Genomic DNA, 23,221 nt, shown 5'->3' on the forward strand with positions numbered 1-23,221 from the left:
GATCAGCGCTTCATAAACGACAGCTCAGGGCCGACCGGCACAATGCGGGTCGGGTTGATCATGTCGTGGCTGTAGTAGTAGTGACGTTTGATGTGGTCAATATTGACTGTCTCAGCAATGCCCGGGTGATCGTACAAACGCTTCAGGTACGCCGACAGCGCCGGGTAGTCCTCGATGCGGCGGACGTTGCATTTGAAGTGACCAACGTAAACGGCATCAAAACGCACCAGCGTGGTAAACAGACGCCAGTCGGCCTCGGTCAGCACGGCGTTGCCATCGTCATTCGCCACCAGAAAATCCTGCTGCTGCAGAATGGTCTCGGCTTTGTTCAGGGCTTCAAATACCCGCGCCACATTGGCTTCGTATTTATCCGCCTGAGTGGCAAAACCGGATTTGTACACGCCGTTATTGATGTCGTGATACACCCACTCGTTCACGGCATCAATCCGTTCACGCAGGGCTTCTGGATAGTAATCGTCGTGGTTGCCCGTCAGCTCGTTAAAGGCGGAATTGAACATCCGGATAATCTCGGACGACTCGTTGCTGACAATGCAGTTTTGCTGTTTGTCCCACAGTACCGGCACGGTCACGCGGCCGCTGTAATCGACCTTGTTGCGGGTGTACACCTGGTGCATGTAGTCCGAGTTGAACAGCGCATCGCCGCTGGAGCGAAAGCGTTGCTGTTCGTGTTCGGTGTCAAATTCCCAACCGTTGGACAGCATGTCCGGAGACACAACGGATACATCGATGTGGGCTTCCAGTTGCTTCAGTTTGCGGAAAATCAGTGTGCGGTGCGCCCACGGGCAGGCCAGTGATACATACAGGTGGTAGCGACCGGATTCTGCGGCAAAGCCACCCTTGCCAGTCGGGCCGGGTTCGCCATTGGCGGTTACCCAGTTGCGTAGCTGGGCGTCTTCGCGCTGGAAGGCACCGTCAGAGGCTTTGGTGTCGTACCATTGATCGTGCCATTCGCCATTAACCAGCAATCCCATCGGAAGCTCCCGTAATTCGTTGAAAGTGCTGACAGTGTAGGCAATCAATTAAACGAAAAAAGCTCAATAAATACGAAAAACCGTTCGAGAAATATGAAAGATCGTCGGCTGCTTGGGATTTGGCTATCGACTGTTAGGGGAGGAGGTAGAGGCTGGGTGATGGAGGTTGGGTGATAGATAGCGAGAAAGCCAGAAGATCAGAAAGCCAGAATAGAAGTAGGGGCAGAAGAAAAAGAAAAAGGAAAAAAATAGAAGTGGGGGAGTGGTGAGCAGGGCGGTAGCCCATAAACACAAACAGGAGCCGAAGCTCCTGTTGCGATTCACAACTGGTGTTGCCCGCACGCAGTGCGGGCAATCAGGCTTCGATTAGAAGAAACCCAGTGGATCAGTGCTGTAGCTAACCAGCAGGTTCTTGGTCTGCTGGTAGTGATCCAGCATCATCTTGTGGGTCTCACGGCCAACACCGGACTTCTTGTAACCACCGAAGGCAGCGTGTGCCGGGTAAGCGTGGTAGCAGTTGGTCCATACACGGCCAGCTTCGATACCACGGCCCATGCGGTAAGCACGGTTCATATCGCGGGACCATACACCAGCACCCAGACCGAACTCGGTGTCGTTGGCGATTGCCAGAGCTTCAGCTTCGTCCTTGAAGGTAGTTACCGCTACCACAGGGCCAAAGATTTCTTCCTGGAATACGCGCATGTCGTTGGTGCCTTTCAGCAGGGTAGGCTGGATGTAGTAGCCAGTGCCCAGGTCACCGTTCAGAGCTTCAGCGTCACCACCGGTCAGTACTTCAGCGCCTTCGTCACGACCAATCTGCAGGTAGCCCATGATCTTCTCGAACTGCTGCTGGGAAGCCTGAGCACCCACCATGGTGTCGGTATCCAGTGGGTTACCGCGCTTGATCTGACCGATACGCTCAACCACCTTGGCGATGAACTTCTCGTAGATGCTTTCCTGAATCAACAGACGGGAAGGACAGGTACATACTTCACCCTGGTTGAAGAAGGCCAGTACCGCACCTTCAACACACTTGCTGATGAAGCTGTCTTCGCAATCCATGACGTCTTCGAAGTAGATGTTAGGGGACTTGCCGCCCAGCTCTACCGTGGAAGGAATGATGTTCTCAGCAGCACACTTCATGATGTGCGCGCCAACCGGAGTCGAACCGGTGAAGGCGATCTTGGCGATACGGGTAGAAGTGGCCAGCGCCTGACCGGCTTCAGCACCAACGCCGTTGACGATGTTCAGTACGCCCGCTGGCAGCAGGTCGCCGATGCATTCCATCAGGATCAGGATGGATACAGGAGTCTGTTCGGCAGGCTTCATAACGATACAGTTACCGGCAGCCAGTGCTGGCGCCAGTTTCCACGCTGCCATCAGCAGTGGGAAGTTCCAAGGGATGATCTGACCAACAACACCCAGAGGCTCGTGGAAGTGGTAAGCAACGGTGTTTTCGTCGATGTCACCGATGGTGCCTTCCTGAGCGCGTACACAGCCAGCGAAGTAACGGAAGTGGTCAGCAGACAGTGGTACGTCAGCAGCCAGGGTTTCACGAACGGCTTTACCGTTGTCCCAGGTTTCGGCTACTGCCAGTTTTTCCAGGTTGGCTTCGATGCGGTCAGCAATCTTCAGCAGGATGTTGGCGCGTTCGGTAACAGAGGTTTTGCCCCAGGCGTCTTTGGCAGCGTGTGCTGCGTCCAGTGCTTTTTCAATATCCGCTGCATCAGAGCGAGGAACCTGACAGAACACCTGACCGTTTACCGGGCTGATGTTGTCCATGTAGTTGCCGTTTACTGGTTCAACCCACTCACCGCCGATGAAGTTGCCGTAGCGTTCTTTGAAGGTTACGACTGAGCCTTCTTGGCCAGGATTTGCATAGATGGTCATGTTGGTTCTCCGGGTAATTATTGTTATCGCAAACAGAGTTTTGATGGCTCGGACGTCAGGTCCGCGTCAATGCGAGTCCGACCAGTTTGCTGGATGGTTTGCGACCCGGTCATTTGGCATCCTTGTTTAATTCGACGGAACCTTGGTCGTAGTTCCAAAGGAGTAGAAATTGCCCTTTGTGTGACTTGCATCAAACGGAGTGCGTCAGTGAGGGATTTTTTGGCAAATCAGGTCGTAGCAGAAAGTCGCAGCGAACCGCGTTCAAAGCAGGGCAGTCAGGCTTTGGACGATTTCGATGGGCGATTTTGATGGCTGGTTGCTATGTCGGGTTCGATGGCTGGTTACATTTGCCACACCTGGCCAATTGCCGGACAATAGCCGCCCCTGACGACAGACCCCATTTCAGGATCGCCTGACGATATGACCACTCGCATTGCCATTAACGGTTTTGGCCGGATAGGACGTTCGGTATTACGCGCGCTGTATGAAAACCGTTACCGCGAGCAGCTGCAAATTGTGGCTATTAATGAACTCGCCGATATCGACTCACTCAGCTACATGCTGCGCTACGACAGCACCCATGGGCGCTTTCCCGGCGAGGTGGTGGTTGAAGGCCCGGGGTTGTTGCGCATTAACAACGACCTGATCCGTTGCTATCACGAAGCCGAGCCCGAGCAGTTGAACTGGGCCGAAGATCAGGTCGATCTGGTACTGGAATGCAGCGGTCAGATCCGCAACCGTGACGATGCCGAGGCCCACTTGCAGGCCGGTGCCGCGCGGGTACTGATTTCCAACCCGGCCGACAGCGCCGTTGATAACACCATTATCTACGGCATCAATCAGGACAGCCTGACCGCCGAGCAGCAGATCGTCTCCAACGGCTCTTGCTCGACCAACTGTCTGGTGCCGCTGCTGACGGTATTAAACGAGGCCTTTGGTATTGAGCGTGGGGTGACCACCACCATTCACTCGGCAATGAACGACCAGCCGGTGATCGATGCCTACTCCAGCGACCTGCGTCGAACCCGCTCGGCAGTACAGAGCATCATTCCGGTCGACACCGGCTTGCCGAAGGGCATTGCCCGCTTGATGCCAGAACTGGACGGCAAACTGGAAAGCCTGCACGTGCGGGTGCCGACCATTAACGTTTCGGTATTAGACGTCAGCTTGCAGCTGGGCTGTGACACCACGGTCGAGGCGGTGAACCAGTTATTGCAGCAGGTCGCCAACGACCGCTTCAAAGGGCTGGTGGGCATCAGCTATGAACCCCACGCCTCGACCGACTTTAACCACGACCCGCGTTCCGCCATCATCGACGCCACCCAGACCCGGGTCAGCGCCGGTTCGATGCTGAAGCTGTTTGTCTGGTTTGATAACGAATGGGGCTTTGCCAACCGCATGCTGGATACCGCCGTGCGGATGGGCCAGCTGTACGGCTCGAACGACTGATTCAAGGCGCTTGCCTCGACGGATGAGCACCCGGCGGGCAAGCGTTGTCATTCTGGCGACACTGGCTAGCGATAAGAGACTAGCGACTGTTGCCATGCAATCTCACAATAAAAGGCTTGGCTTTGGGCCAGCAACACAACTACTGAGGAAAGCACAATGTCTGTGATCAAAATGACCGATCTGGATTTGAAAGGAAAACGCGTCCTGATCCGTGAAGATCTGAACGTACCGGTAAAAGACGGCAAGGTAACTTCCGATGCGCGTATTCGCGCCTCCCTGCCAACCATCCAGCACGCGCTGGAAGCCGGTGCCAAAGTCATTGTGATGTCTCACCTGGGTCGTCCGACCGAAGGCGAATACGCCGATGAATTCTCCATGCAGCCAGTAGCAAACCACCTGGGTGGCCTGCTGAACCGCGAAGTGAAGGTGGTTAAAGACTTCGAAGCGGGTGTTGAAGTAGCCGAAGGCGAACTGGTGCTGCTGGAAAACGTGCGCTTTAACAAAGGCGAAAAGAAAGACGAAGAAGCACTGTCAAAAGCCTACGCGGCCCTGTGTGACGTATTCGTAATGGACGCGTTCGGTACCGCACACCGCGCTCAGGCGTCCACTCACGGTGTTGCCAAATTTGCTCCGGTCGCTGCTGCTGGCCCATTGCTGGCCGCTGAACTGGACGCACTGGGCAAGGCGCTGGACAAGCCAGCCCGTCCGCTGGTGGCCATCGTTGGCGGTTCCAAGGTATCGACCAAGCTGGAAGTGCTGAACAGCCTGTCTGACATCTGTGACCAGATCATCGTGGGTGGCGGTATTGCCAACACCTTCCTGGCCGCTGCTGGCAAGTCAGTGGGCAAGTCTCTGTACGAAGCGGATCTGATTGACTCTGCCAAGGCGCTGATGGAAAAGGTTTCCATCCCGGTTCCAACCGACGTGGTGTGTGGCAAGGAATTCTCCGAGTCTGCCGAAGCGACCCTGAAGTCTGCCGACGATGTGGCTGAAGACGACATGATCTTCGACATCGGTCCGGATTCTGCCGCAGCTCTGGCTGAACAGCTGAAAGAAGCCAAAACCATCATCTGGAACGGCCCGGTAGGCGTGTTCGAATTCGACCAGTTCGGCGAAGGTACCAAAGCCCTGTCGCTGGCGATTGCCGAGTCTGAAGGCTTCTCTATCGCTGGTGGTGGCGACACCCTGGCAGCTGTCGACAAGTACGACATCGCCGACAAGGTGTCCTACATCTCCACTGGCGGCGGTGCCTTCCTGGAGTTTGTAGAAGGCAAGACCCTGCCTGCGGTAGCGGTTCTGGAAGAACGCGCCAAGGGTTAATCCGGACAGCCGGAAAGCAAAAAGCCGCTCGAATTGAGCGGCTTTTTTGTGCCTGACAGAATTGGCGATCAGCTAGTTGTTGTCAGGTCTTAGCTATCAGGTAATCGACGCCTGATAAATCGACTCGATGGTGCGGTTCAGGGTGCCAGTGAAGTCGCCATCGCTCTGACGCGCAGACAAACCTTCGGTAAGAGCACGAGAGAAGCTCGCAATCATGCCTTCATTGTTGGTCAGTCGACGGTTGGATTCTTCACGGCTGTAACCACCAGACAAGGCAACCACCTGAATCACCCGAGGGTGGGCGATGCACTCGGCGTAGAAGTTGTCCTGCTCTGGCAGGGTCACCTTCAGCATCACGTTCTGGTCATCGGCCAGTTGGTCCAGCTGGCTCAACAATGCGGCTTTCAACAGCGCTTCGGCATCGGCTTTGTCGGCACAGTGAATATCCACCTCTGGCTCAATGATCGGCACCAGACCGGCCGCCAGAATCTGGCGTCCAATCTCAAACTGCTGGGCAACCACAGCCGTAATGCCGTCGGCATTGGCTTGCTTGATCACCGAGCGCATCTTGGTGCCAAACACGTCTTTTGCGTTGGCTTTGGCCAGCAGCTCATCCAGCTGTGGCATTGGCTTCATCAGCTGCACGCCATTGGCTTCGTCGGCCAGGCCCTTGTCGACTTTCAGGAACGGCACCACCTGCTTGTCTTGCCACAGGTAGTGGGAAGACGGCTTGCCGTTGATTTCGCGGTCGAGGGTGTTTTCAAACAGGATGGCGCCCAGCACGCGCTGGCCGTCAAACGCGTCGTTGGTGACGATGCGGGTACGCATTTCGTGCACCTTGGTGAACATGGCCTCATCGCCGTCGTATTCGTTTTCTTCTACACCGTACAGCTTCAGCGCCTTGGGGGTGCTACCACCGCTTTGGTCAAGGGCGGCAACGAAGCCTTTCTGTTGGGTGACTTTGTCCAGCATGGCAAGTTGGGCGGGTGAAACCATGGTGACTACTCCCTGTTCTCGTGTTGTTGGTCGGTTGTGAGTGGTGTGCTCGTTCGGACTGGCCGCGGCAGGTCGATAGGACGTGTGGTCTCCGCGTTGGTCGCCAGTTTTGGCTATTTATACCATTAAAGTAAAAATGATAATTGTTATCTTTTTGTTTTGGTTGAAGATTTTCCTGACAAGCATGCATTAACAGGGTCTGAAAGCGGCGGCGTGAGTGATACAATCATGCGACCACAATATCTTATAATGCAAAGGAAACCCCATGGCCCTGATTAGCATGCGCCAGATGCTGGATCACGCCGCCGAAGTTGGTTACGGCGTACCGGCGTTTAACGTCAACAACCTGGAACAGATGCGCGCCATTATGATGGCCGCAGACAAGACCGATTCTCCGGTTATCGTGCAGGCTTCTGCCGGTGCGCGCAAGTACGCGGGTGCCCCTTTCCTGCGTCACCTGATCCTGGCTGCCATTGAAGAATTCCCGCACATCCCGGTATGTATGCACCAGGATCATGGCACCTCTCCAGACGTGTGTCAGCGTTCTATCCAGCTGGGTTTCAGCTCCGTGATGATGGACGGTTCTCTGGGTGAAGACGGCAAGACCCCGACTTCCTACGAGTACAACGTGGACGTGACCAAGCGCACCGTTCAAATGGCTCACGCCTGTGGCGTTTCTGTAGAAGGCGAACTGGGTTGTCTGGGTTCCCTGGAAACCGGTCAGGCCGGCGAAGAAGACGGCATTGGCGCTGAAGGCATCCTGTCTCACGACCAGATGCTGACCGACCCGGAAGAAGCCGCTGACTTCGTCAAGAAAACCGGTGTTGATGCCCTGGCCATTGCCTGTGGTACTTCTCACGGTGCTTACAAGTTCACTCGTCCACCAACAGGCGACATCCTGGCGATCGACCGCATCAAGGAAATCCACAAGCGCATTCCAGACACTCACCTGGTGATGCACGGTTCTTCCTCTGTGCCACAAGAATGGCTGGCGGTGATCAACGAATTCGGTGGTGAAATCCCGGAAACCTACGGCGTGCCTGTTGAGCAGATCGTTGAAGGCATCAAGTACGGCGTTCGTAAAGTGAACATCGATACCGACCTGCGTCTGGCCTCTACCGGTGCGACCCGTCGCTTCCTGGCTCAGAACCCAAGCGAGTTCGACCCACGTAAATTCATGGCCAAAACCGTTGATGCCATGATGGACATTTGTGTGGCACGTTACGAAGCCTTCGGTACTGCGGGCAACGCCAGCAAGATCAAACCGATCTCTCTGGACAATATGTTCGAGCGTTACCTGACCGGTGAACTGGACCCAAAAATCGGCTAATCGCCATTTTTGAGTGACCAAAAAAAACCGCCTCGGTGTTTAACACCCGGGCGGTTTTTTTGTGTCTTCGGTGAGCGTCAGATCAGGCGTTGGCAGCGATTTCGCGAATGCGTTGCACCATGGCGCGGATGCCGTTGCCGCGCGTTGGGCTCAGGTGTTTGATCAGATCGATTTCGGCAAAGTAGCCTTCGATATCAAACGCCAAAGCGTCAGCCGGGGTCTTGCTGTTGTAGGCGGTCAGCACCATACCCAGCAGGCCTTTGACGATCTGGGCGTCGGAGTCGGCTTCCAGCATCAGCTTGCCGTCGACGATGGCGGAATCAATCCACACCTGGCTTTGACAGCCACGAATCAGGTGCTCGTCGGTTTTCTTGTCGTCTGCCATGGCGGGCAGCTGCTTGCCGAGGTCGATGATGTACTTGTAGCGCTCTTCCCAGTCGTCGAAGAAGCCGAGGGTATCCAGCACGTCTTCAACGGTGATGTCGGTGCCAAACGGGTTCGGTGTCAGGCTCATGGGCTTCTCCTTACGCCTGTTCGGCTTCTGAGTTCAGTTTTTCAACAAAGGCACGAATGCGCAGGGCGGCTTCGCGGCACTCATCGACGCTGGCGACCAGCGCCATACGCACACGGCCAGCACCCGGATTCACGCCATCGACGGTGCGGGATACATACGAACCCGGCAGTACCGTGATGTGCTGTTCTTCAAACAGACGCTGGGCAAACAGGTCGTCGGCAATCGGGGTTTTTGGCCATAAATAGAAGCTGGCGTCGGTCTGTTCGATGTCCATCACCGGCTGCAGGATTTCCAGGAAGGTCTGGAATTTCTCGGTGTACAGACGACGGTTTTCTTCCACGTGGGCTTCGTCGTTCCAGGCGGCGATGGCAGCCATCTGGGTCTGAATCGGCTGGGCGCAACCGTGGTAGGTGCGGTACAGCAGGAACGGCTTCATGATCTTGGCATCGCCAGCGATGAAGCCTGAGCGCAGACCCGGCAGGTTGGAGCGCTTTGACAGCGAGTGGAACACCACACACTTGTCGTAATCGTCACGGCCCAGCTCGGCACAGGCTTGCAGCAGGCCCGCAGGGGCTTGCTTACCGTCGACCCACAGCTCGGAGTAACACTCGTCAGAGGCAATCACGAAGTCGTGTTTGTCGGCCAGCGCGATCAGCTTCTTGAAGTCGTCGGTGGTCAGGGTAGAACCGGTCGGGTTGCCCGGGGTACACACGAACAGCACCTGACAGTCGTTCCAGACTTCGTCAGAAACGGAATCGAAGTCGGCATTGAAGCCGGTGTTTTCCAGACATGGCAGGAAGTACGGCGTGGCACCGGCCAGATAGGCGGCGCCTTCATAGATCTGGTAGAACGGGTTCGGGCTCAGCACCAACGGGTTGGCTTGGCTGCGATCCACCACCGCCTGGGTGAAGGCAAAAATGGCTTCACGGGTGCCGTTGACCGGAATCACCTGGGATAGCGGGTCGACCGCGTTCAGTTTGAAACGCTTTTCCAGCCACTCGGCACAGGCCTGGCTCAGCTCTGGCATGCCCTTGGTGGTCGGGTAGTTTTCCAGACTCTGGATATTGTCGATCATGGCTTGCTGAACAAACGCCGGAGCCGGATGTTTGGGTTCACCAATAGACAGGGAAATGTGTTCCAGCGCCGCGTTCGGGGTTACGGCGGCCTTCAGTTTGGCCAGTTTCTCGAACGGGTAGGGTTGCAGCTTGCTCAGATCCGGATTCATGTCGCACCAATTGCTTGTAAAACTCACAGCCGGGCTGTGGACGGACAAATTTGCGCCGATTATAGCGGCTGGGACTAAAGGGGACATCTATTTAATCCGGTGCCCGCTCTGGGTTTCTGGATGGTTGTGAATCACGAAGCCAGTTGGCAGTCCTGACAGGTCAAGTCAAAAACTGGCGACACAGAGTCGGAATCATCCAGCAGCCCCCGAAGGGCGCGGGTTGCCGCTTCACATAGCTGTGTTGGATAACTTGAAAAGGACGCGTCATTTCACTGCGTTATCCGCCTTGCTCTGAAAACCGGCAACACTCGCGCAGAGCTGTGCAGGATTAAGTAGATTTCCCCTCAAGTTCAGTCGCTTATGACGTAATCATAAAAGCTGGGCTGCAGAAACAACAAAGCCGCTGGATCAGCGGCTTTGTTTGGTTCTATCAGAAGGCCTTATTCGGCTTCGATACCAACCACCAACCATGGGTTGGCACTGTTGCTGGTGTCACGCTCCAGGTGCCAGGTATCGAAGATACCGTCTTCGGAGTTGTCACCCAGATCGCGGCTACGGCCACGGAACAGTACGCTGATTTGACGGACGCTACCGACTTCGTCTGCACGGACGATGTCTGCCGCCAGATCCAGCACTTCGGTTTGCGGCGGTGCATCGTTCATGGCTGAACGTTGCTGGGCCAGCGCTTCGTACAGGTCGGCCGATACGTACTCACGAATGGTTTCCAGATCGCCGTCGTTCCAGGCTTGCTGCACCTTGCGGTAGTGATCCAGTGCGCCGCCGATAAAACCAACGTGGTCGAAGTCGGCAGGCAGGTTCATTGGTGGTGCCTGACGGGCAGCGTCCATCATACCGCCCAGGCTGGTGGCCGAGCTGGTACGTTGTTGGGTATTGGCACCATTCGGAAACGGTGACTGTGGCTGTGCTTGTGAATGAGGGGCAGAGCCCTGATAGGCATGACCTTGCTGTTGCGGTCGGGAGCCGCGCAACAGTTTGAACAGCACAAAGGCCACCAGTGCTAACAGCAGGATGTCCATAAACTGGATGCCTTCAAAGGCACCGCTGCCCAGCAGGTAGGCAAACAGGCCACCGGCCAGCAAACCACCCAGCATGCCGCCCATCAGGCCTTTGCCCATGCCGCTTTTGCTGGTTTGCCCGGTCTGGGCTGCGGATTGATTTTGTTGAGTACTGTCCGGCGTAGCCTTTTTCTGGGCCGGAGCGGTGGAATAACTTTTGCCAAAGCCGCCGCTGCCAAAACGCTTTTTGGCTTCAGCTGGCTGAGGGGAGACCATGGCGATGACCATGAAAACGGCTGCGAACAGTGACCAGAAGGACTTCATACAAACCTCTAGCGATTGAATTCTTGAGTGCTGATCCGCCTGTCGGCGTTATTGGAATACGTTTGTCAGCTTTGACTTACCCGAGTATTAAGCTCGGATAAGTCGCAGTTTAACAGAATTCAGGAGTGGCAGAACAACTTGCGGCTAACCAGAAAAGGCTTACCAGAACAGCCAGCTGTAGAGGGCCAGAAACAGGATACACACCAGATTCAGCCACATGCCAATGCGCATCATGTCTTTCTGAGGCACAAAGCCGGTGCCAAAGACGATGGCGTTCGGTGGCGTAGCGACCGGCAGCATAAAGGCGCAGGACGCAGAAACACCAATCATGATGCTCATGATCACAGGGTCGATGCCCATGGCTTCGGCAATGCCCGCGAATACCGGTACCAACAACGCGGCACTGGCGGTATTACTGGCAAATTCGGTCAGGAACACCACAAAGGTGATGATGCCTGCCAACGTCAGGATACCGCCGATACCACCGAGCATGTCGCCGATGGATTCGGCCAGAAACACACTGGTACCGGTGGTTTTCAGTACCGCACTGAGGGTCAGGCCGCCACCAAACAGCAACAACACCCCCCAGTCGGCGGTTCGTTCAATGTCTTTCCATTGCACTACCCGGGTCACGCCCAGCGCCAGAATGGCACACAGCGCAACAATGGTATCGAACTTGGCCAAACCGCCCAGCATGGCGTTGATCTGGCCACTGAAAATCCAGCACACCACCGCGGCCATAAAAATGCACAGGGTCAGAATGCGGCTGTGGGTCCACTCCAGCGGCTCATGGTCAATCTCGAATTTATGGCTTAGGTTCGGTTTGGTGATGATGTACAGCAGACCCACGCACAGTGGCAGCAGAATCAGCGCAATCGGCATGGCCGCTTCCATCCAGTCAGCAAAGCTGAGTTTGGCTTCGGCGGCGGCAATGGCGTTTGGCGGGCTCCCCACCAGCGTACCGATACCGCCAATGCTGGCGCAGTAGGCAATGCCCAGCAACACAAACAGGTAGGTGCCGTGGTCGTCATCGTTGTTGATCTGGTTCAGCAGGCCCATCGCCAATGGCAGCATCATCGCGGCAGTGGCGGTGTTGCTGATCCACATCGACAGCCCGGCGGTAACGGCAAAGATCAGCAGTACGGCAATGGTCATACGGCCTCGTGCCAGCACCATGACCTTATCGGCGATGGCCTGATCCAGCTTTTGTACCCGCAAGGCGGCTGCCAGAGCAAAGCCACCCAAAAACAGGAAAATAATCGGGTTGGCGAAATTACTGAGTGCCTTGGGCGTATCGAATACCCCAAGGAACACCGCCAGAATCGGCACCATCAGCGCGGTAATCGACACATGCACGGCTTCGGTAAGCCACAAAATGGCGCAGAACGTCAGAATGCTGAGGCCGACCACCACATCGTGTTGGTAGGGCAGGGTGTTCAGCAGTACCAGCATCAGAATGACGTTGGCGATAAAAATCAGGCTATTACGGTTCAGCAGCCAATGCTGGAACGCTTTGACAACAGCGATCATTGTTATGTTTTCCTCACAGTCGTTGGCTTGGGATCTCGTTCAAAACGGTGCTGCGTTATTCAGAGTGTCCCCAGGTAACAGAATGTTATTGGTTGGGCGCGGACCTGTCTGTTGGCTCAAGGTACCCATTGACTTTTTAGGGATTTATTAAATCTGACTTTTTATTTTTTGAAATGTAAAAAAGTTCAATCATTGTTGTTAATGGGATTTATTATCAAATAGCATGCGTTCCATTCGATGGACAGACCGTTTCCCAGGAGCACAGCTTTCCCATGAGCACGTCACGTTTTCCCTATTCTGAACTCAAAACCCTGCCCGTTTCCTTGGGCTTGATCAGTTTTCTGGCGATCAATCCGGCATTGGCCGAGCAGTCCGACAGTGAGGACGTGCTGGAAGAAGTGGTGGTCACTGCGACCATGAAAGCTCGCAGCGTGGCGTCGGCACCGGCGTTTTCGTCGGTGTTTACCGCAGAAGATCTGGCCGAAGCGCCGGTGAACAGTCTGTCTGACTTTCTCGATTCGGCCGTGGGTATCAGTAATCTGGCGGATGCCTCTGGCCGTGACGAACTGCAAATTCGTGGTTTGGGTGGCGAATACACCGTGATACTGGTGAACGGCAAGCGGGTATCTTCGGCCGGCGCCATGTGGCGCGGCGGCGACTTTGACCTTAACTCGGTGCCATTGGGTGATATTGAGCGTATTGAAATCATTCGTGGCCCAATGTCGTCGTTGTACGGCGCCGATGCCATTGGTGGTGTGGTCAACATCATCACCAAGCAGCCAACCGATGAGTGGAGTGGTCAGCTGGGCGCGGAATACCGTGCCGTAACCTCCGGCAAGGGCGGTGACCAGTACCGCGCCAACGCCTCGATCTCCGGTGCCTTGAGTGATTCGGTGGACCTGGCGCTGGGCGCGGAAAAGCTGGGGCAGGATGCCTGGTACGCAGATGGCGATGCCAGTACTTCAACGGACGCGCCGGATCGTGAAGAAAAGAAAGCCCTGAACCTCAACAGCACGATCAGCTGGCAGGTGAATCCAAACCACGCGTTGCAGCTGGAACTGGCGCGTAACCGCGATGAACGTCCATACGCGCTGTATTCCGGTGGCTCGGCCAGTCGTGAACAGGACATTACCCGTACCGACATCGGCCTCAACTGGACGGGTCAGTGGGAGAGTCTGCAAGCTCAGGCTTACATCAAAAGCGAGCACTCCGACATCCATGACTACAACAGCTCATACGATGATCCGCAGTCGCGCAATCTGGAAGAGGACAACCTCTACACCAAAGCCTGGCTGTCGGGGTCGATCGGCTTTATTGACTGGCTGGCCGGTTTTGACCGTCGCACCCAGACCATCAAGGACGCCGCGACCTATCTGGATACCGGTGAATACGACGTGACCACCAATGCCTGGTTTGCCCAGGGCGAAGCCTTCCTGACCGATGATTTCAGCGTCACTCTGGGTGGCCGTTTGGACGACCACGAACTGTTTGGCCAGAACTTCTCGCCAAAAGCCTACGCGGTGTACCAGCTATCCGATGCACTGACCCTGAAAGGCGGTGTTTCGAAAGCCTTCAAAGCCCCGGACGGCAGTAAATTGAGCGCTGAATACGCCATTATTTCCTGTGGTGGTGATTGCACGCTGGCAGGCAACCCGGATCTGGAACCGGAAACCAGCATCAACTACGAAGCCGGTTTCGAGCTGAACCTGAGCCGCTTTGATCTGACCATGGCGTACTTCAACAACCGCATCAAGGATCTGATTGAGCGCGAAGTCGGGTACGACACCGATGGCAACCCGATCTCCGCGGAGTGGATCAACGTTGCCAAGGCCACCACCAAAGGCTACGAAGCTCAGGGTTCCTATGACCTGACCGACAGCATGGTTCTGAGCGCCAACTACACCCGCTTGATGACGTCGTACGAAGACGCCGATGGCAACAAGGTCGTACTGGAGCATCGCCCGGAACATGAGGCTGGCGTGAAGTTGAACTGGCGAGCGCTGGATCGTTTCAACGTTAACCTCGATGTGGCCTACAAGGCGGGCATGCAGTACTCCGCCTGGAGTAACGCCAGCGGCAGCTGGGTGCAGGTGTACAACAAACTGCCGGGCTACTACGTCTGGAATCTGGGCATGGCCAGCGACATCGGCGATGACCTGAAACTGACCTACGGGGTGAAGAACCTCAGCAATACCCGTCTGGATAACATCAACGATAACTACAACGGCAGTGTGATGGGGCGCAGTGTGTATCTGGGTGCCCGCTACCAGTTCTGATTCTATGACCCACTTATTGCTTGTATTGGCCACGGCCCTGGCAACGTCGGCGTTCTGCCTGACGTTGCCGGGTCAACGATGGCGACATCAGCCCCTCTCTGCCCATTGGCGGAGCGGGGCTTTACTGTGTCTGGCGCTGCTGCTGATCGTCTGGTGCTGGCGTATTGAAACACTGGCAGCCGTGCTGAGTTGGTTGACCACCGTGATGCTGTCGCTATCACTGTTTCCTGCGCTGGCGCTGATGCGGCCGACACCCGAGGCGGGACCTGCCAGCCAGAGTCACCGCACGGCGGTTGAGAAAGTGAATAAAAAGGTGAAAGGAACAGCGGATAAAGGCAAAGCGGATAAAGGAAAAGCGCAATGAAACAGACATCCGAGTCCAAAGCCGTATTCCGAAACCACTGGTGGCTGAAAACCCTTGTGGCTCTGGGGCCGGGCTTCGCCTTGTCGATTGGGCTGGTAGGCCTGTTTGCCTGGTGGGGGCCGGGCGGCATCGACGCTCCGAATAAGGTGCAATTCAATATGTGGATGGTGCCGCTGGTGTGGCTGGTGGTGCTGAATCTGGTCTACCCGATGCGGTCAGGCTGGCAAGCGCTGGGCTGGATTGGTGGGCTGGCTTTGCTGACGCAGATTTTACTCTACTTCAGCCGTACGCAATGGGGGATTCAGTGATGGCCAAAGCAGGCATCAAGGTACGTGGCGAATGGCTGAAAATGTACAAAACCCTGCATACCTGGGTGGGCATTTGCTCGGGGCTGCTGCTGTTTGTGGGCTTCTTTGCCGGTGCCTTGACCATGTTCGAGGAGCCACTGCAACGCTGGGCCAATCCTCCGCAGGATAACCTGCGCCCGGCCAGTGAGATGGCGGCCGCCGAACTGGGCCAGCTGGTGGATACCGTGCTGCAACAGCACCCCGCTGCGCGCAAGGACATGACCGTGCATCTGCAAGACGGTAGCCCGGCTCCGGTGGTGTGGCACGAAGGGCCGTTCAGCCGCGATATTGATTTGCAGGCCAGCGAGTTTCAGGCGTCGCTGGATGCACAGGGACAACTGCAGGTGCGTCAGTACGTACCGGGCCAACTGGCGGAGCTGATCGACCAGCTTCATCGCAGCGCCGGGATTCCCGGTGATGTTGGCCACGATGTGTTGGGTGTTTACCTGATGGGTGTTGCGGCGTTTTTGTACAGTCTGGCGCTGGTGTCCGGTCTGGTGTTGGTGTTGCCTGCCATCGTGCGGGACTTTCTGGTGTTGCGGCCAGAGAAAAGCAACAAGCGCTTCTGGCTCGATGCCCACAACCTGATTGGCATTACCAGCCTGCCGTTTCATCTGGTGATTGCGCTGACGGTGGTGGTGTTTGCCTTTCACGATGTGTTTTACGACTCCATGGCCGAACTGGTGTACGGCGAACAGCCGATGTTTGGCGGCCGTGGCGGCGCACCCGCGAGCAGTTACTCCATAGAAGCCTTGCCACCGTTCAATGAGATATTGCAGGGCATTGAGGCCGAAGCACCGGGCTTTGGCATCAAGTCGGTGGATCTGTTTAACCTGGAGTCGGCTCGTCCGGCTGCGCGAGTGGCGCTGAGTACCGACGATTTCGTTACCCGTGGTGCCCGCGAGGGCTATCTGGTGCTGAATCCGTACACCGGGGAGGTGACCAACCGCAACATTGTTCCTGGGCAGGAGGATGTCTGGAGTGGCTTGGTTGCGACCTTCTTCGGCATTCACTTTGGCAGTTTTGGTGGCCTGACCATGAAATGGCTGTACTTCCTGTTGGGCATCAGCGGTGCCTTTGTGTTCTACAGCGGCAATTTGCTGTGGACCGAGAGCCGCCGTAAAAAGCTGCAACAGGCGCAGCCCCATCGGCGTCGGTTTCATTCCGTCACTGTGATGCGAGCACTCACAAACGGCGTGTGTCTGGGCGTGATAGCAGCGGTGGCCGCCGCCATGGTGGTGGCCAAATCGGCAGGCCTGTTTGCTGCCGTTTCCAGTGAGCTGTTGTCCACAGGCTCAGTTGGGCAGGGCGCGGTGAATCAATGGTTGGTAACCACTTACTATGTCGTGTTTCTCGGCTGGCTGTTGTGGGCCTGGCTACGACGTATGTCGCCAGCCCGCAATGCCATTGAAATGCTGGTGGCCACGGCGCTGGTTATTTGGCTGATTCCGGCCTGTGGGTTGTTATGGCTGCTGCTTGGGCACACACAGATGTCGATGTTGTCGTTGGCGGTTGAAATGACCGCATTGGTTGGCGGAGCCGGGCTGATGTTCTGGGCGCAGGTATTGCGTCGCAAGCAAGTGGACGCAGCCGACACTGTGTTGGCTGCTGGATAGGGATTTGCAATTGGCTATCGAAATCAAAACTCTGATTGCTAATAGCTATATAAGGCAGAGAAAAAAGCGATTTCCGAAACGCAGATCAGGGGACTAATCTGACTCTATCGATTGATTGAAGCTTTTAAGTAAATCAAGTCGATTCCTAAAAGCTATTTGAAAGACTATTCAAGAGTCAGGAGAAATCCCATGAGCAATGTGTTCCGCTACCTCGCTGCCGCTTCCACTGGTATTTCTGCCAGCAACAACAAAGTGTCAGCCTCTGCCCAACCGGCTGCCCGTCGTCGTGACGAGAGCCCGTGCAACTACGACAACAACTACTACGGTGATCAGGTGTGCCAGAGCTGCAAGGTCGATTTCAAAGGCTGACCGCTTGGTATGACCAGCCGAGCTGGTTATCAGGCCTGGCTACCAAGGCTGATTACCACGGCTGAATAGGCACCGTCGAAATGCTGTTCTTCGGCGAGCCTTCCACCAGTTTGTCGGAATACACCAGATACACCAGCGTGTTGCGTTTCTTGTCGAGGAAACGCACCACCTGCATGGTTTTGAACAGAATAGAGGTACGAGCGTTGAATACTTTCTCGCCGTCTTCCAGTTCATCAACAATGCGAATCGGGCCTATCTGACGGCAGGCAATGGCCGCATCCGAGGTGTCTTCAGCCAATCCCAGCGAGCCGGAAATTCCGCCTTTGCGAGCGCGGCTTAAATGGCACGCCACGCCTTCTACTTTGGGGTCATCAAAGGCTTCAATCACAATGCGGTGGTTTTTGCCGATCAATTTGAACGCAGTATCGACCTCGCCAATCACTTCGGCGTTGGCGCTGGTGAAGGTGGCGGCAATGGCGATCACTGACGCCGCGATGCCAACAGCCGCAGCTTTGATGGCATCCAGTAACGGGGTTTTCATGGAAAGTCCTGTTGTTGCATATCCTTGATCCAGACGCTGGCGGGTTAACCCAGCAAGCTCTTGGAACGCCAACAGCATAACCGGGTTCCGTCAGTTGAGCATCTGATAGCAGAGCACCAGCAGCAATAGCAGCTCAAGTGCAGCGATGGATTGCCAGAAGGCTACCGGGTTGCGCTGTACCAGCGGTGGCCGGGTTTGTTTCAGATACTGTTGATTGGGGTGGCGCAGGTCGTAGACGAATTCGGCCAGATCATCGTAGCGCTTCAGCGGATCGATCTGGCAGGCCCGTTGAATGGCGCTGTCGACCCAGGCGGGCACTTCGGTGTGTTCGTCGTTCAGAATGCTGCGATATTCCAGTCTGCGTTGCGCCGACTGCGAACGGCAGTGAGCCACCCGAGTGCCATACGGATACTGGCCGGTGAGCATGTGATACGTGAGCACCGCCAGCGAAAACTGATCTGACTCGGTCGAGCCGCCCAAGCCAATAAAATACTCCGGCGCCATATACAACGCAGTACCCGGCAGCGGTTCTTCCGTTTGCATTCCTGCTTCCATCAAACCGCGCACCGCCGTCGAACCAAAATCGATGATTCGCACGGTGCCTGCGTGGTCGATCAGCACATTGCCGGGCTTGAGATCCTGATGCAGCATTTCCAGCCGATGAAAGGCCCGTAGCCCTCGGGCAATTTGCTCAATGATTCCTCGAACCACCTCCAGTGACGGCTTGGAGTTGTCTTCCAGCCACTGCGTCAGAGTCTGACCGTCGACGTATTCGGTGGTGGTGTACAAATAGTTGCGGGGCCGATTGGGCAGCTGGGGTTGCAGCACATGGGGGCTGTTGATGCGACGGCTGATCCATTCTTCCATCAGAAAACGATCCAGATAGTCAGCGTCTTGTTGTAACTCCCCGGAAGGGACTTTCAACGCTACCTGTTTGCCGCTGTCGATATCTTCTGCCAACCACACGTGACTGCGGCTGGAGGTGTGCAGATTGCGCAGTACCCGATAACCGTCGAACTCCATGCGGGCATCCAGTGCCGGTGGCAATGGCAGCTGTTGCAGTTCCGCCACCGGGCTATGACCGCGAGCAGTCGGCAAGCCCGTTACCTGAATCACCTGCAAGGTGAGGTTGTCGTCACTGCCTCTCTCCAACGCATCTTCGGCAATCTGGCGAGCGGCATCGTCAAGGTTATCGCTGTGCAGCTGCAAGGTCTGGTCGATAAATGCCGGGTCGGCAAAGTCATGGATGCCGTCGGTGGTTAATAAAAACACATCGCCGGACTCCAGCTCGACACTGTGCTCGTCGATGTCTGCCAGTGGCCGCATGCCCATGGCATTGGCCAGATAGCTTTTGCGGTTGTGCTCCCACACCCGGTGGTCGCGGGTCAGTTGTTCCATTGATCCATTGCGCAAACGGTAGATACGGCTGTCGCCAAGGTGGAACAGGTGGCCACTGCGCTGGCGCAGAATCAGCACAGCAAGGGTGCAGACATAACCGCGGTTAAAGTCGTTGCGAAAGGGGCTTTGCAGGGTTTGGGAATGCAGCCAGGCATTGGTGGCGGAGATGACCTTGTTGGCCGATTGCTTCACCGACCAGCTTTCCGGGGTGCAGTAGTAGTCGCTTAGAAAGTTACCAACGGCGGTTTCGGCCGCCTGACGGCTGACGTCGCTGCTGCTAATGCCATCGGCGATGGCAAACGCAAGACCTTTCAACGCGCCTTCGTTACCTTGCGGCAGCTTGCCGTCGTGGAAGTCCTGATTGTGTGCTTTACGGCCCTTGTCGGAATAGTGGCCATAGCGAACCTGCAACTGGCTGGTCATCAATGCTCCTGAAGTGAATGGGGCATGGTTGTTCAGGCCAAACACAACACTGGCCCCAACGGGGTATCCGCAGGGGCCAGTGTTGAGGGTTATGTCATGGTGATGGCTGTGGATGGGACTGGTGAGCGGTGTTTTTCTTTATCCAGATCAACAGTATCCAGAGCCACAATATCCAGAACTACAGCCCATGTTGGCAACCCCCTTATTTGGCCTTGTCAGCCGGAGCGGTCATGCTGCCAGCGCCGCCGCCCAGTGTGCGCTTGGCATCCTGGCGAACATGGGTGTAGTACAGCGGCAAGGCGACAAACAGGAAGCCACCCACCAGGTTACCCAGAGCCGTCGGCAGTTCGTTCCAGATGATGTAGTCCATTACTGTGAAGTCACCGCCCATGATCATGGAGAATGGGAACAGGAACATGTTCACAATGGAATGCTCGAAGCCCATGAAGAAGAACAGCATGATCGGCATCCACATGGCAGCCATTTTGCCGGTAGCAGAGGTAGAGATCATGGCACCAACCACACCCATGGATACCATCCAGTTGCACAGCATGCCGCGGATGAAAATGGTCAGCCAGCCGTCGATACCGTGAGCGGCGTAACCAACGGTGCGGGATTCACCAATGGTAGAAACCTTGGCAGCCAGCGCGCCGCCATCGGTGTTGTAACCGTAGGTCAGAATGAAAGAAATCATCACTGCAACCGTCAGGGCACCGGCCAGGTTCCCGCAGAACACCAGTCCCCAGTTGCGCAGCAATTGCTGCATGTTGCAGCCCGGACGCTTGTCGATCAGTGCCAGTGGCACCAGTGTGAACACACCGGTCAGCAGGTCGAACTTCATCAGATACAGCATGATGAAACCAACCGGGAACAGGCAGGCCCCCAGAATGGGAGAGCCGCTCTTCATGGCAACGGTAATAGCGAATACGGCTGCCAGAGCCAGGATAGCACCGGCCATAAAGGCTCGGATCAGAGTGTCCTTGGTGGACATGAAGATTTTTTCTTCACCAGCGTCCACCATCTTGGTGGCAAATTCGGAAGGTGCGAGATAGGACATTGTCAGTTCCTCTTGATCATGGTTTGCCCGCAGGCGGTTCTGTTTCTTCTGTGCGACGACCTGGCTGTCGCGCCCTGTTTGCCGGGCCGGCTTTTTCTTCAGGCATAAAAAACGGCGTCCCGCCGCCGTCAGACACACTGACAGAAGCTGGACACCGTTATCCAGATACATGCATTAAACGATCTTGAATGCGATCTATGGCTTGGGCCGCCGTTGGCCCGAACCTGACTGAACATAGCAACAGCGGTGCCAAATATTGGCTGTTGGCTGGCTCCAACTGACCGAACGTCGGCCTGATCACACTTTTGGATAGCATTGTCATCTATGCCTTGCGGCGGATGTGGACAATTACTCTTCCGAAGAGGATTCAGCCAGTCAGGTGTCTCGCGGTAGATAGGCAGTGAAGGGTATTCAGGCGCGTTTAAGGCGCGGTGGCAGGCATATTTGCCTTATAACAGCACCAGCCCGGTGCAGTACGAGCTGGTGGTTATATCTTGCGTTATATCTTGCTATGGACAGCAGGCGGGAAGATTAAAACTGGCTCAGGCGGCGTGCAGTGGCACAACAGTGGCAGTCGTCAGCTTGTTGACCTTCTGCATCAGGCTAACCCAGCACTTGTCGACACTGCGTTTGGCCAGTGCTGGCAAACGAATCGATAACGGGTTGAGGTTAGGGCGGCTAACGCCATCAATCAGAATGAAATCGATCTGTCCGGCGCGACGGCGCACCATAATGTTGTTCGGGCTGACATCCCGGGTACAAATATGGTTGTCGACCAGATACCGATACAACTGATCGAGTTTGCGGTTGAGGGTACCGCGGTCAATCTGATTGGCCTTGATGGTCTGGGTCAGCGTCAGCGACACCTCGCCATTGTCATCGTGAATCAGCGGAAACAGCGCACCCGTGCCATGGGAGGTTTTGATGTCTCCCATATAAGGAGCGATGAAACGCATATCCACGCCTTTGCGTAGCAAATACAGGAAATAGCGCTTTTCGCGGCGGGTTTGTTTTTCCGGCTTGGTGCCGACCTTGATGCAAAAGTCGGGATCGTCAGGATGGCGGTAGCAGGCTCTGTCCCTGCCACGACCTATCAATAATTCAGGGTTAATACTAATCGTTTGCGTCATTGCAGTGCCCGTTTAAAACGGTTGTTCTATTAATATGACTTCCATGTTAAAGCTGAGCAATTATGGGATAAATCCGTCTATCCAGTACGAATTGTTTCACAAATATGGATATTTGAAGTATGCAAACTGTGTACAAGTCTGGATTTTGTTGATTTATGTCAACAAATAGGCCGTGACTAGGGGGGCGTCACTGGTTTAAGGGCTCTTGAACAAGCACGCCAACCCTCACTACACTGGTGGCCAAATTCGGACTGCAGGAACGCAGCATGTATCGCGCCGTCGACGTAGCCTACAAAATGCTCGAACTGGCCCAGCAACGTCAGCTGGCGCTATCCAACTTACAGCTGCAAAAGCTGCTCTACATTGCCCACGGTTATTTGTTGGCGTGGAAAAACAAACCCATGTTCAAGGACGACATCAGTGCCTGGAAATACGGCCCGGTGATTCTGGGGGTGTACAACCAGTTTCGGGAATTTGGAGCCGAGAAAATTCCGGTCGGTGCGGTGGAAGCGGGGGTGGATGACCATGATGTTATTGAAGCGCTGGAAGGCACCCTGAAACTCTACGGCGACCGCGATCCGATGGACCTGGTGAACCTCACCCATCAGCCGAATACGCCTTGGTATTGCGTGTATGAAGAAGAAGATGGCAAGCGCGACCTGTTTGCTCGCATACCGAATGACATGATCAAGGATCACTACCGCAAGGTGATCAGCTGCCCTGACAACGTATCCGGACTTTGAAAGGAATCGCAGACATGGACCCGTTTACCAAAGCCGTACCCAGCCGTCCTGCGACCGTCAAGGAAACCCAGGAGCAGGTGGATTACTCCCTTAAAAAAGACGAACAACTGGTCAAGCTGGCCCACAGCCGGGCTTTGACCGGTGATGTAAAAGCGAATACCAACCTCAAGATTGGTCTGTCGATGTTTATTTGTTTGCTGATCAGCGGCTGGTTTGTGGGGCTGTTCTGGTTTATTGGCAGCTATTTCAGCCAGATGCAGACATTGGCAGAGCCTGTGCCCAGCAGCGTGATGTTGGGCATTATTGGCGCAGGCTCCGGTGTGATTGCCTTGATGGGCTATATCCTCAAAGGCTTGTTTAAAAGCAATTGA

The 23,221-nt window shown here is 55.5% G+C and carries 21 protein-coding genes; 10 read left to right on the forward strand and 11 right to left on the reverse strand.

Going from position 1 to position 23,221, the window contains the following annotated elements; genetic code table 11:
- Positions 1-2: 2 nt before the first annotated feature.
- Both G516_RS0107615 and exaC read right to left on the reverse strand, forming a co-directional pair.
- The gene (locus G516_RS0107615) at positions 3-992 is read right to left on the reverse strand and encodes a glutathione S-transferase family protein (RefSeq protein ID WP_028293145.1); all 990 of its coding nucleotides are present in this window, start codon (positions 990-992) and stop codon (positions 3-5) included.
- 366 nt (positions 993-1,358) lie between these two features.
- Positions 1,359-2,882, reverse strand: a complete 1,524-nt coding sequence (gene exaC, locus G516_RS0107620; RefSeq protein WP_028293146.1) for an acetaldehyde dehydrogenase ExaC — start codon at positions 2,880-2,882, stop codon at positions 1,359-1,361.
- Between the two features lie 420 nt (positions 2,883-3,302).
- Between exaC and G516_RS0107630 the strand changes: the two genes are divergently transcribed.
- Both G516_RS0107630 and G516_RS0107635 read left to right on the forward strand, forming a co-directional pair.
- The gene (locus tag G516_RS0107630) at positions 3,303-4,331 is read left to right on the forward strand and encodes a type I glyceraldehyde-3-phosphate dehydrogenase (RefSeq protein WP_028293147.1); all 1,029 of its coding nucleotides are present in this window, start codon (positions 3,303-3,305) and stop codon (positions 4,329-4,331) included.
- 156 nt (positions 4,332-4,487) lie between these two features.
- A complete protein-coding gene (locus G516_RS0107635) occupies positions 4,488-5,651 on the forward strand; it encodes a phosphoglycerate kinase (protein ID WP_028293148.1) in 1,164 nt (387 codons plus the stop codon).
- Between the two features lie 96 nt (positions 5,652-5,747).
- On the opposite strand, the gene G516_RS0107640 is transcribed toward G516_RS0107635, so the two are convergent.
- Positions 5,748-6,647: a fructose bisphosphate aldolase gene (locus G516_RS0107640; protein ID WP_028293149.1), complete on the reverse strand. Its 900-nt coding sequence runs from the start codon at positions 6,645-6,647 to the stop codon at positions 5,748-5,750.
- A gap of 265 nt (positions 6,648-6,912) precedes the next feature.
- Between G516_RS0107640 and fba the strand changes: the two genes are divergently transcribed.
- Entirely contained in the window at positions 6,913-7,977 is a 1,065-nt protein-coding gene (fba, locus tag G516_RS0107645; protein ID WP_028293150.1) for a class II fructose-bisphosphate aldolase, read from the forward strand.
- An 82-nt stretch (positions 7,978-8,059) separates the two neighbouring features.
- Here fba and G516_RS0107650 read toward each other — a convergent pair whose 3' ends face one another.
- The 4 genes from G516_RS0107650 to G516_RS0107665 form a co-directional block, all read right to left on the reverse strand.
- Positions 8,060-8,491, reverse strand: coding sequence for a SufE family protein (locus G516_RS0107650; protein WP_028293151.1), 432 nt, complete (start codon positions 8,489-8,491; stop codon positions 8,060-8,062).
- 10 nt (positions 8,492-8,501) lie between these two features.
- A complete protein-coding gene (dapC, locus tag G516_RS0107655; protein ID WP_028293152.1) occupies positions 8,502-9,716 on the reverse strand; it encodes a succinyldiaminopimelate transaminase in 1,215 nt (404 codons plus the stop codon).
- Positions 9,717-10,156: 440 nt separating this feature from the next.
- Positions 10,157-11,056 (reverse strand): Tim44 domain-containing protein, encoded by a 900-nt coding sequence (locus G516_RS0107660; protein ID WP_028293153.1) that lies wholly within the window; start codon positions 11,054-11,056, stop codon positions 10,157-10,159.
- 159 nt (positions 11,057-11,215) lie between these two features.
- Positions 11,216-12,586, reverse strand: a complete 1,371-nt coding sequence (locus tag G516_RS0107665) for a DASS family sodium-coupled anion symporter (RefSeq protein WP_028293154.1) — start codon at positions 12,584-12,586, stop codon at positions 11,216-11,218.
- A gap of 272 nt (positions 12,587-12,858) precedes the next feature.
- Between G516_RS0107665 and G516_RS0107670 the strand changes: the two genes are divergently transcribed.
- From G516_RS0107670 to G516_RS0107690, 5 genes are all read left to right on the forward strand, one after another.
- Positions 12,859-14,862 (forward strand): TonB-dependent receptor plug domain-containing protein, encoded by a 2,004-nt coding sequence (locus tag G516_RS0107670; RefSeq protein WP_028293155.1) that lies wholly within the window; start codon positions 12,859-12,861, stop codon positions 14,860-14,862.
- A 4-nt stretch (positions 14,863-14,866) separates the two neighbouring features.
- Positions 14,867-15,226, forward strand: coding sequence for a hypothetical protein (locus tag G516_RS0107675; RefSeq protein ID WP_028293156.1), 360 nt, complete (start codon positions 14,867-14,869; stop codon positions 15,224-15,226).
- The gene (locus tag G516_RS0107680) at positions 15,223-15,534 is read left to right on the forward strand and encodes a hypothetical protein (protein WP_028293157.1); all 312 of its coding nucleotides are present in this window, start codon (positions 15,223-15,225) and stop codon (positions 15,532-15,534) included. Before G516_RS0107675 ends, G516_RS0107680 begins: the two co-directional genes overlap by 4 nt.
- Complete coding sequence (locus tag G516_RS21545) at positions 15,534-17,189, forward strand: PepSY-associated TM helix domain-containing protein (protein WP_169449509.1); 1,656 nt, start codon at positions 15,534-15,536, stop codon at positions 17,187-17,189. Before G516_RS0107680 ends, G516_RS21545 begins: the two co-directional genes overlap by 1 nt.
- Before the next feature lie 189 nt (positions 17,190-17,378).
- A complete protein-coding gene (locus G516_RS0107690) occupies positions 17,379-17,558 on the forward strand; it encodes a hypothetical protein (RefSeq protein ID WP_028293158.1) in 180 nt (59 codons plus the stop codon).
- Between the two features lie 52 nt (positions 17,559-17,610).
- Here the strand turns inward: G516_RS0107690 and G516_RS0107695 are convergent, their stop codons facing one another.
- From G516_RS0107695 to G516_RS0107715, 4 genes are all read right to left on the reverse strand, one after another.
- Complete coding sequence (locus G516_RS0107695; RefSeq protein ID WP_051219058.1) at positions 17,611-18,099, reverse strand: CreA family protein; 489 nt, start codon at positions 18,097-18,099, stop codon at positions 17,611-17,613.
- A 90-nt stretch (positions 18,100-18,189) separates the two neighbouring features.
- On the reverse strand, positions 18,190-19,920 hold the full coding sequence (locus G516_RS0107700) for a bifunctional protein-serine/threonine kinase/phosphatase (RefSeq protein WP_028293160.1): 1,731 nt from the start codon (positions 19,918-19,920) through the stop codon (positions 18,190-18,192).
- 202 nt (positions 19,921-20,122) lie between these two features.
- Entirely contained in the window at positions 20,123-20,977 is an 855-nt protein-coding gene (locus G516_RS21550) for a formate/nitrite transporter family protein (RefSeq protein ID WP_051219117.1), read from the reverse strand.
- 542 nt (positions 20,978-21,519) lie between these two features.
- Positions 21,520-22,107 carry a YrbL family protein gene (locus G516_RS0107715; RefSeq protein WP_028293161.1) on the reverse strand — a complete coding sequence of 196 codons (588 nt, stop codon included), beginning with the start codon at positions 22,105-22,107 and terminating at the stop codon, positions 21,520-21,522.
- Between the two features lie 266 nt (positions 22,108-22,373).
- Here G516_RS0107715 and G516_RS21555 point away from each other — a divergent pair, with 266 nt between their 5' ends.
- Both G516_RS21555 and G516_RS0107725 read left to right on the forward strand, forming a co-directional pair.
- Entirely contained in the window at positions 22,374-22,850 is a 477-nt protein-coding gene (locus tag G516_RS21555) for a Panacea domain-containing protein (RefSeq protein WP_051219059.1), read from the forward strand.
- A 14-nt stretch (positions 22,851-22,864) separates the two neighbouring features.
- Positions 22,865-23,221, forward strand: coding sequence for a hypothetical protein (locus G516_RS0107725; protein WP_028293162.1), 357 nt, complete (start codon positions 22,865-22,867; stop codon positions 23,219-23,221).

It is taken from the genome of Oceanobacter kriegii DSM 6294, from assembly GCF_000422845.1.
Taxonomy (GTDB): domain Bacteria; phylum Pseudomonadota; class Gammaproteobacteria; order Pseudomonadales; family Oceanobacteraceae; genus Oceanobacter; species Oceanobacter kriegii.

What these genes read in the sequence shown, in the direction of transcription:
- G516_RS0107615 (WP_028293145.1), bottom strand. Translation starts at nt 992, where the DNA reads ATGGGATTGCTGGTTAATGGCGAATGGCACGATCAATGGTACGACACC.
- exaC (WP_028293146.1), bottom strand. Translation starts at nt 2,882, where the DNA reads ATGACCATCTATGCAAATCCTGGCCAAGAAGGCTCAGTCGTAACCTTC.
- G516_RS0107630 (WP_028293147.1), top strand. Translation starts at nt 3,303, where the DNA reads ATGACCACTCGCATTGCCATTAACGGTTTTGGCCGGATAGGACGTTCG.
- G516_RS0107635 (WP_028293148.1), top strand. Translation starts at nt 4,488, where the DNA reads ATGTCTGTGATCAAAATGACCGATCTGGATTTGAAAGGAAAACGCGTC.
- G516_RS0107640 (WP_028293149.1), bottom strand. Translation starts at nt 6,647, where the DNA reads ATGGTTTCACCCGCCCAACTTGCCATGCTGGACAAAGTCACCCAACAG.
- fba (WP_028293150.1), top strand. Translation starts at nt 6,913, where the DNA reads ATGGCCCTGATTAGCATGCGCCAGATGCTGGATCACGCCGCCGAAGTT.
- G516_RS0107650 (WP_028293151.1), bottom strand. Translation starts at nt 8,491, where the DNA reads ATGAGCCTGACACCGAACCCGTTTGGCACCGACATCACCGTTGAAGAC.
- dapC (WP_028293152.1), bottom strand. Translation starts at nt 9,716, where the DNA reads ATGAATCCGGATCTGAGCAAGCTGCAACCCTACCCGTTCGAGAAACTG.
- G516_RS0107660 (WP_028293153.1), bottom strand. Translation starts at nt 11,056, where the DNA reads ATGAAGTCCTTCTGGTCACTGTTCGCAGCCGTTTTCATGGTCATCGCC.
- G516_RS0107665 (WP_028293154.1), bottom strand. Translation starts at nt 12,586, where the DNA reads ATGATCGCTGTTGTCAAAGCGTTCCAGCATTGGCTGCTGAACCGTAAT.
- G516_RS0107670 (WP_028293155.1), top strand. Translation starts at nt 12,859, where the DNA reads ATGAGCACGTCACGTTTTCCCTATTCTGAACTCAAAACCCTGCCCGTT.
- G516_RS0107675 (WP_028293156.1), top strand. Translation starts at nt 14,867, where the DNA reads ATGACCCACTTATTGCTTGTATTGGCCACGGCCCTGGCAACGTCGGCG.
- G516_RS0107680 (WP_028293157.1), top strand. Translation starts at nt 15,223, where the DNA reads ATGAAACAGACATCCGAGTCCAAAGCCGTATTCCGAAACCACTGGTGG.
- G516_RS21545 (WP_169449509.1), top strand. Translation starts at nt 15,534, where the DNA reads ATGGCCAAAGCAGGCATCAAGGTACGTGGCGAATGGCTGAAAATGTAC.
- G516_RS0107690 (WP_028293158.1), top strand. Translation starts at nt 17,379, where the DNA reads ATGAGCAATGTGTTCCGCTACCTCGCTGCCGCTTCCACTGGTATTTCT.
- G516_RS0107695 (WP_051219058.1), bottom strand. Translation starts at nt 18,099, where the DNA reads ATGAAAACCCCGTTACTGGATGCCATCAAAGCTGCGGCTGTTGGCATC.
- G516_RS0107700 (WP_028293160.1), bottom strand. Translation starts at nt 19,920, where the DNA reads ATGACCAGCCAGTTGCAGGTTCGCTATGGCCACTATTCCGACAAGGGC.
- G516_RS21550 (WP_051219117.1), bottom strand. Translation starts at nt 20,977, where the DNA reads ATGTCCTATCTCGCACCTTCCGAATTTGCCACCAAGATGGTGGACGCT.
- G516_RS0107715 (WP_028293161.1), bottom strand. Translation starts at nt 22,107, where the DNA reads ATGACGCAAACGATTAGTATTAACCCTGAATTATTGATAGGTCGTGGC.
- G516_RS21555 (WP_051219059.1), top strand. Translation starts at nt 22,374, where the DNA reads ATGTATCGCGCCGTCGACGTAGCCTACAAAATGCTCGAACTGGCCCAG.
- G516_RS0107725 (WP_028293162.1), top strand. Translation starts at nt 22,865, where the DNA reads ATGGACCCGTTTACCAAAGCCGTACCCAGCCGTCCTGCGACCGTCAAG.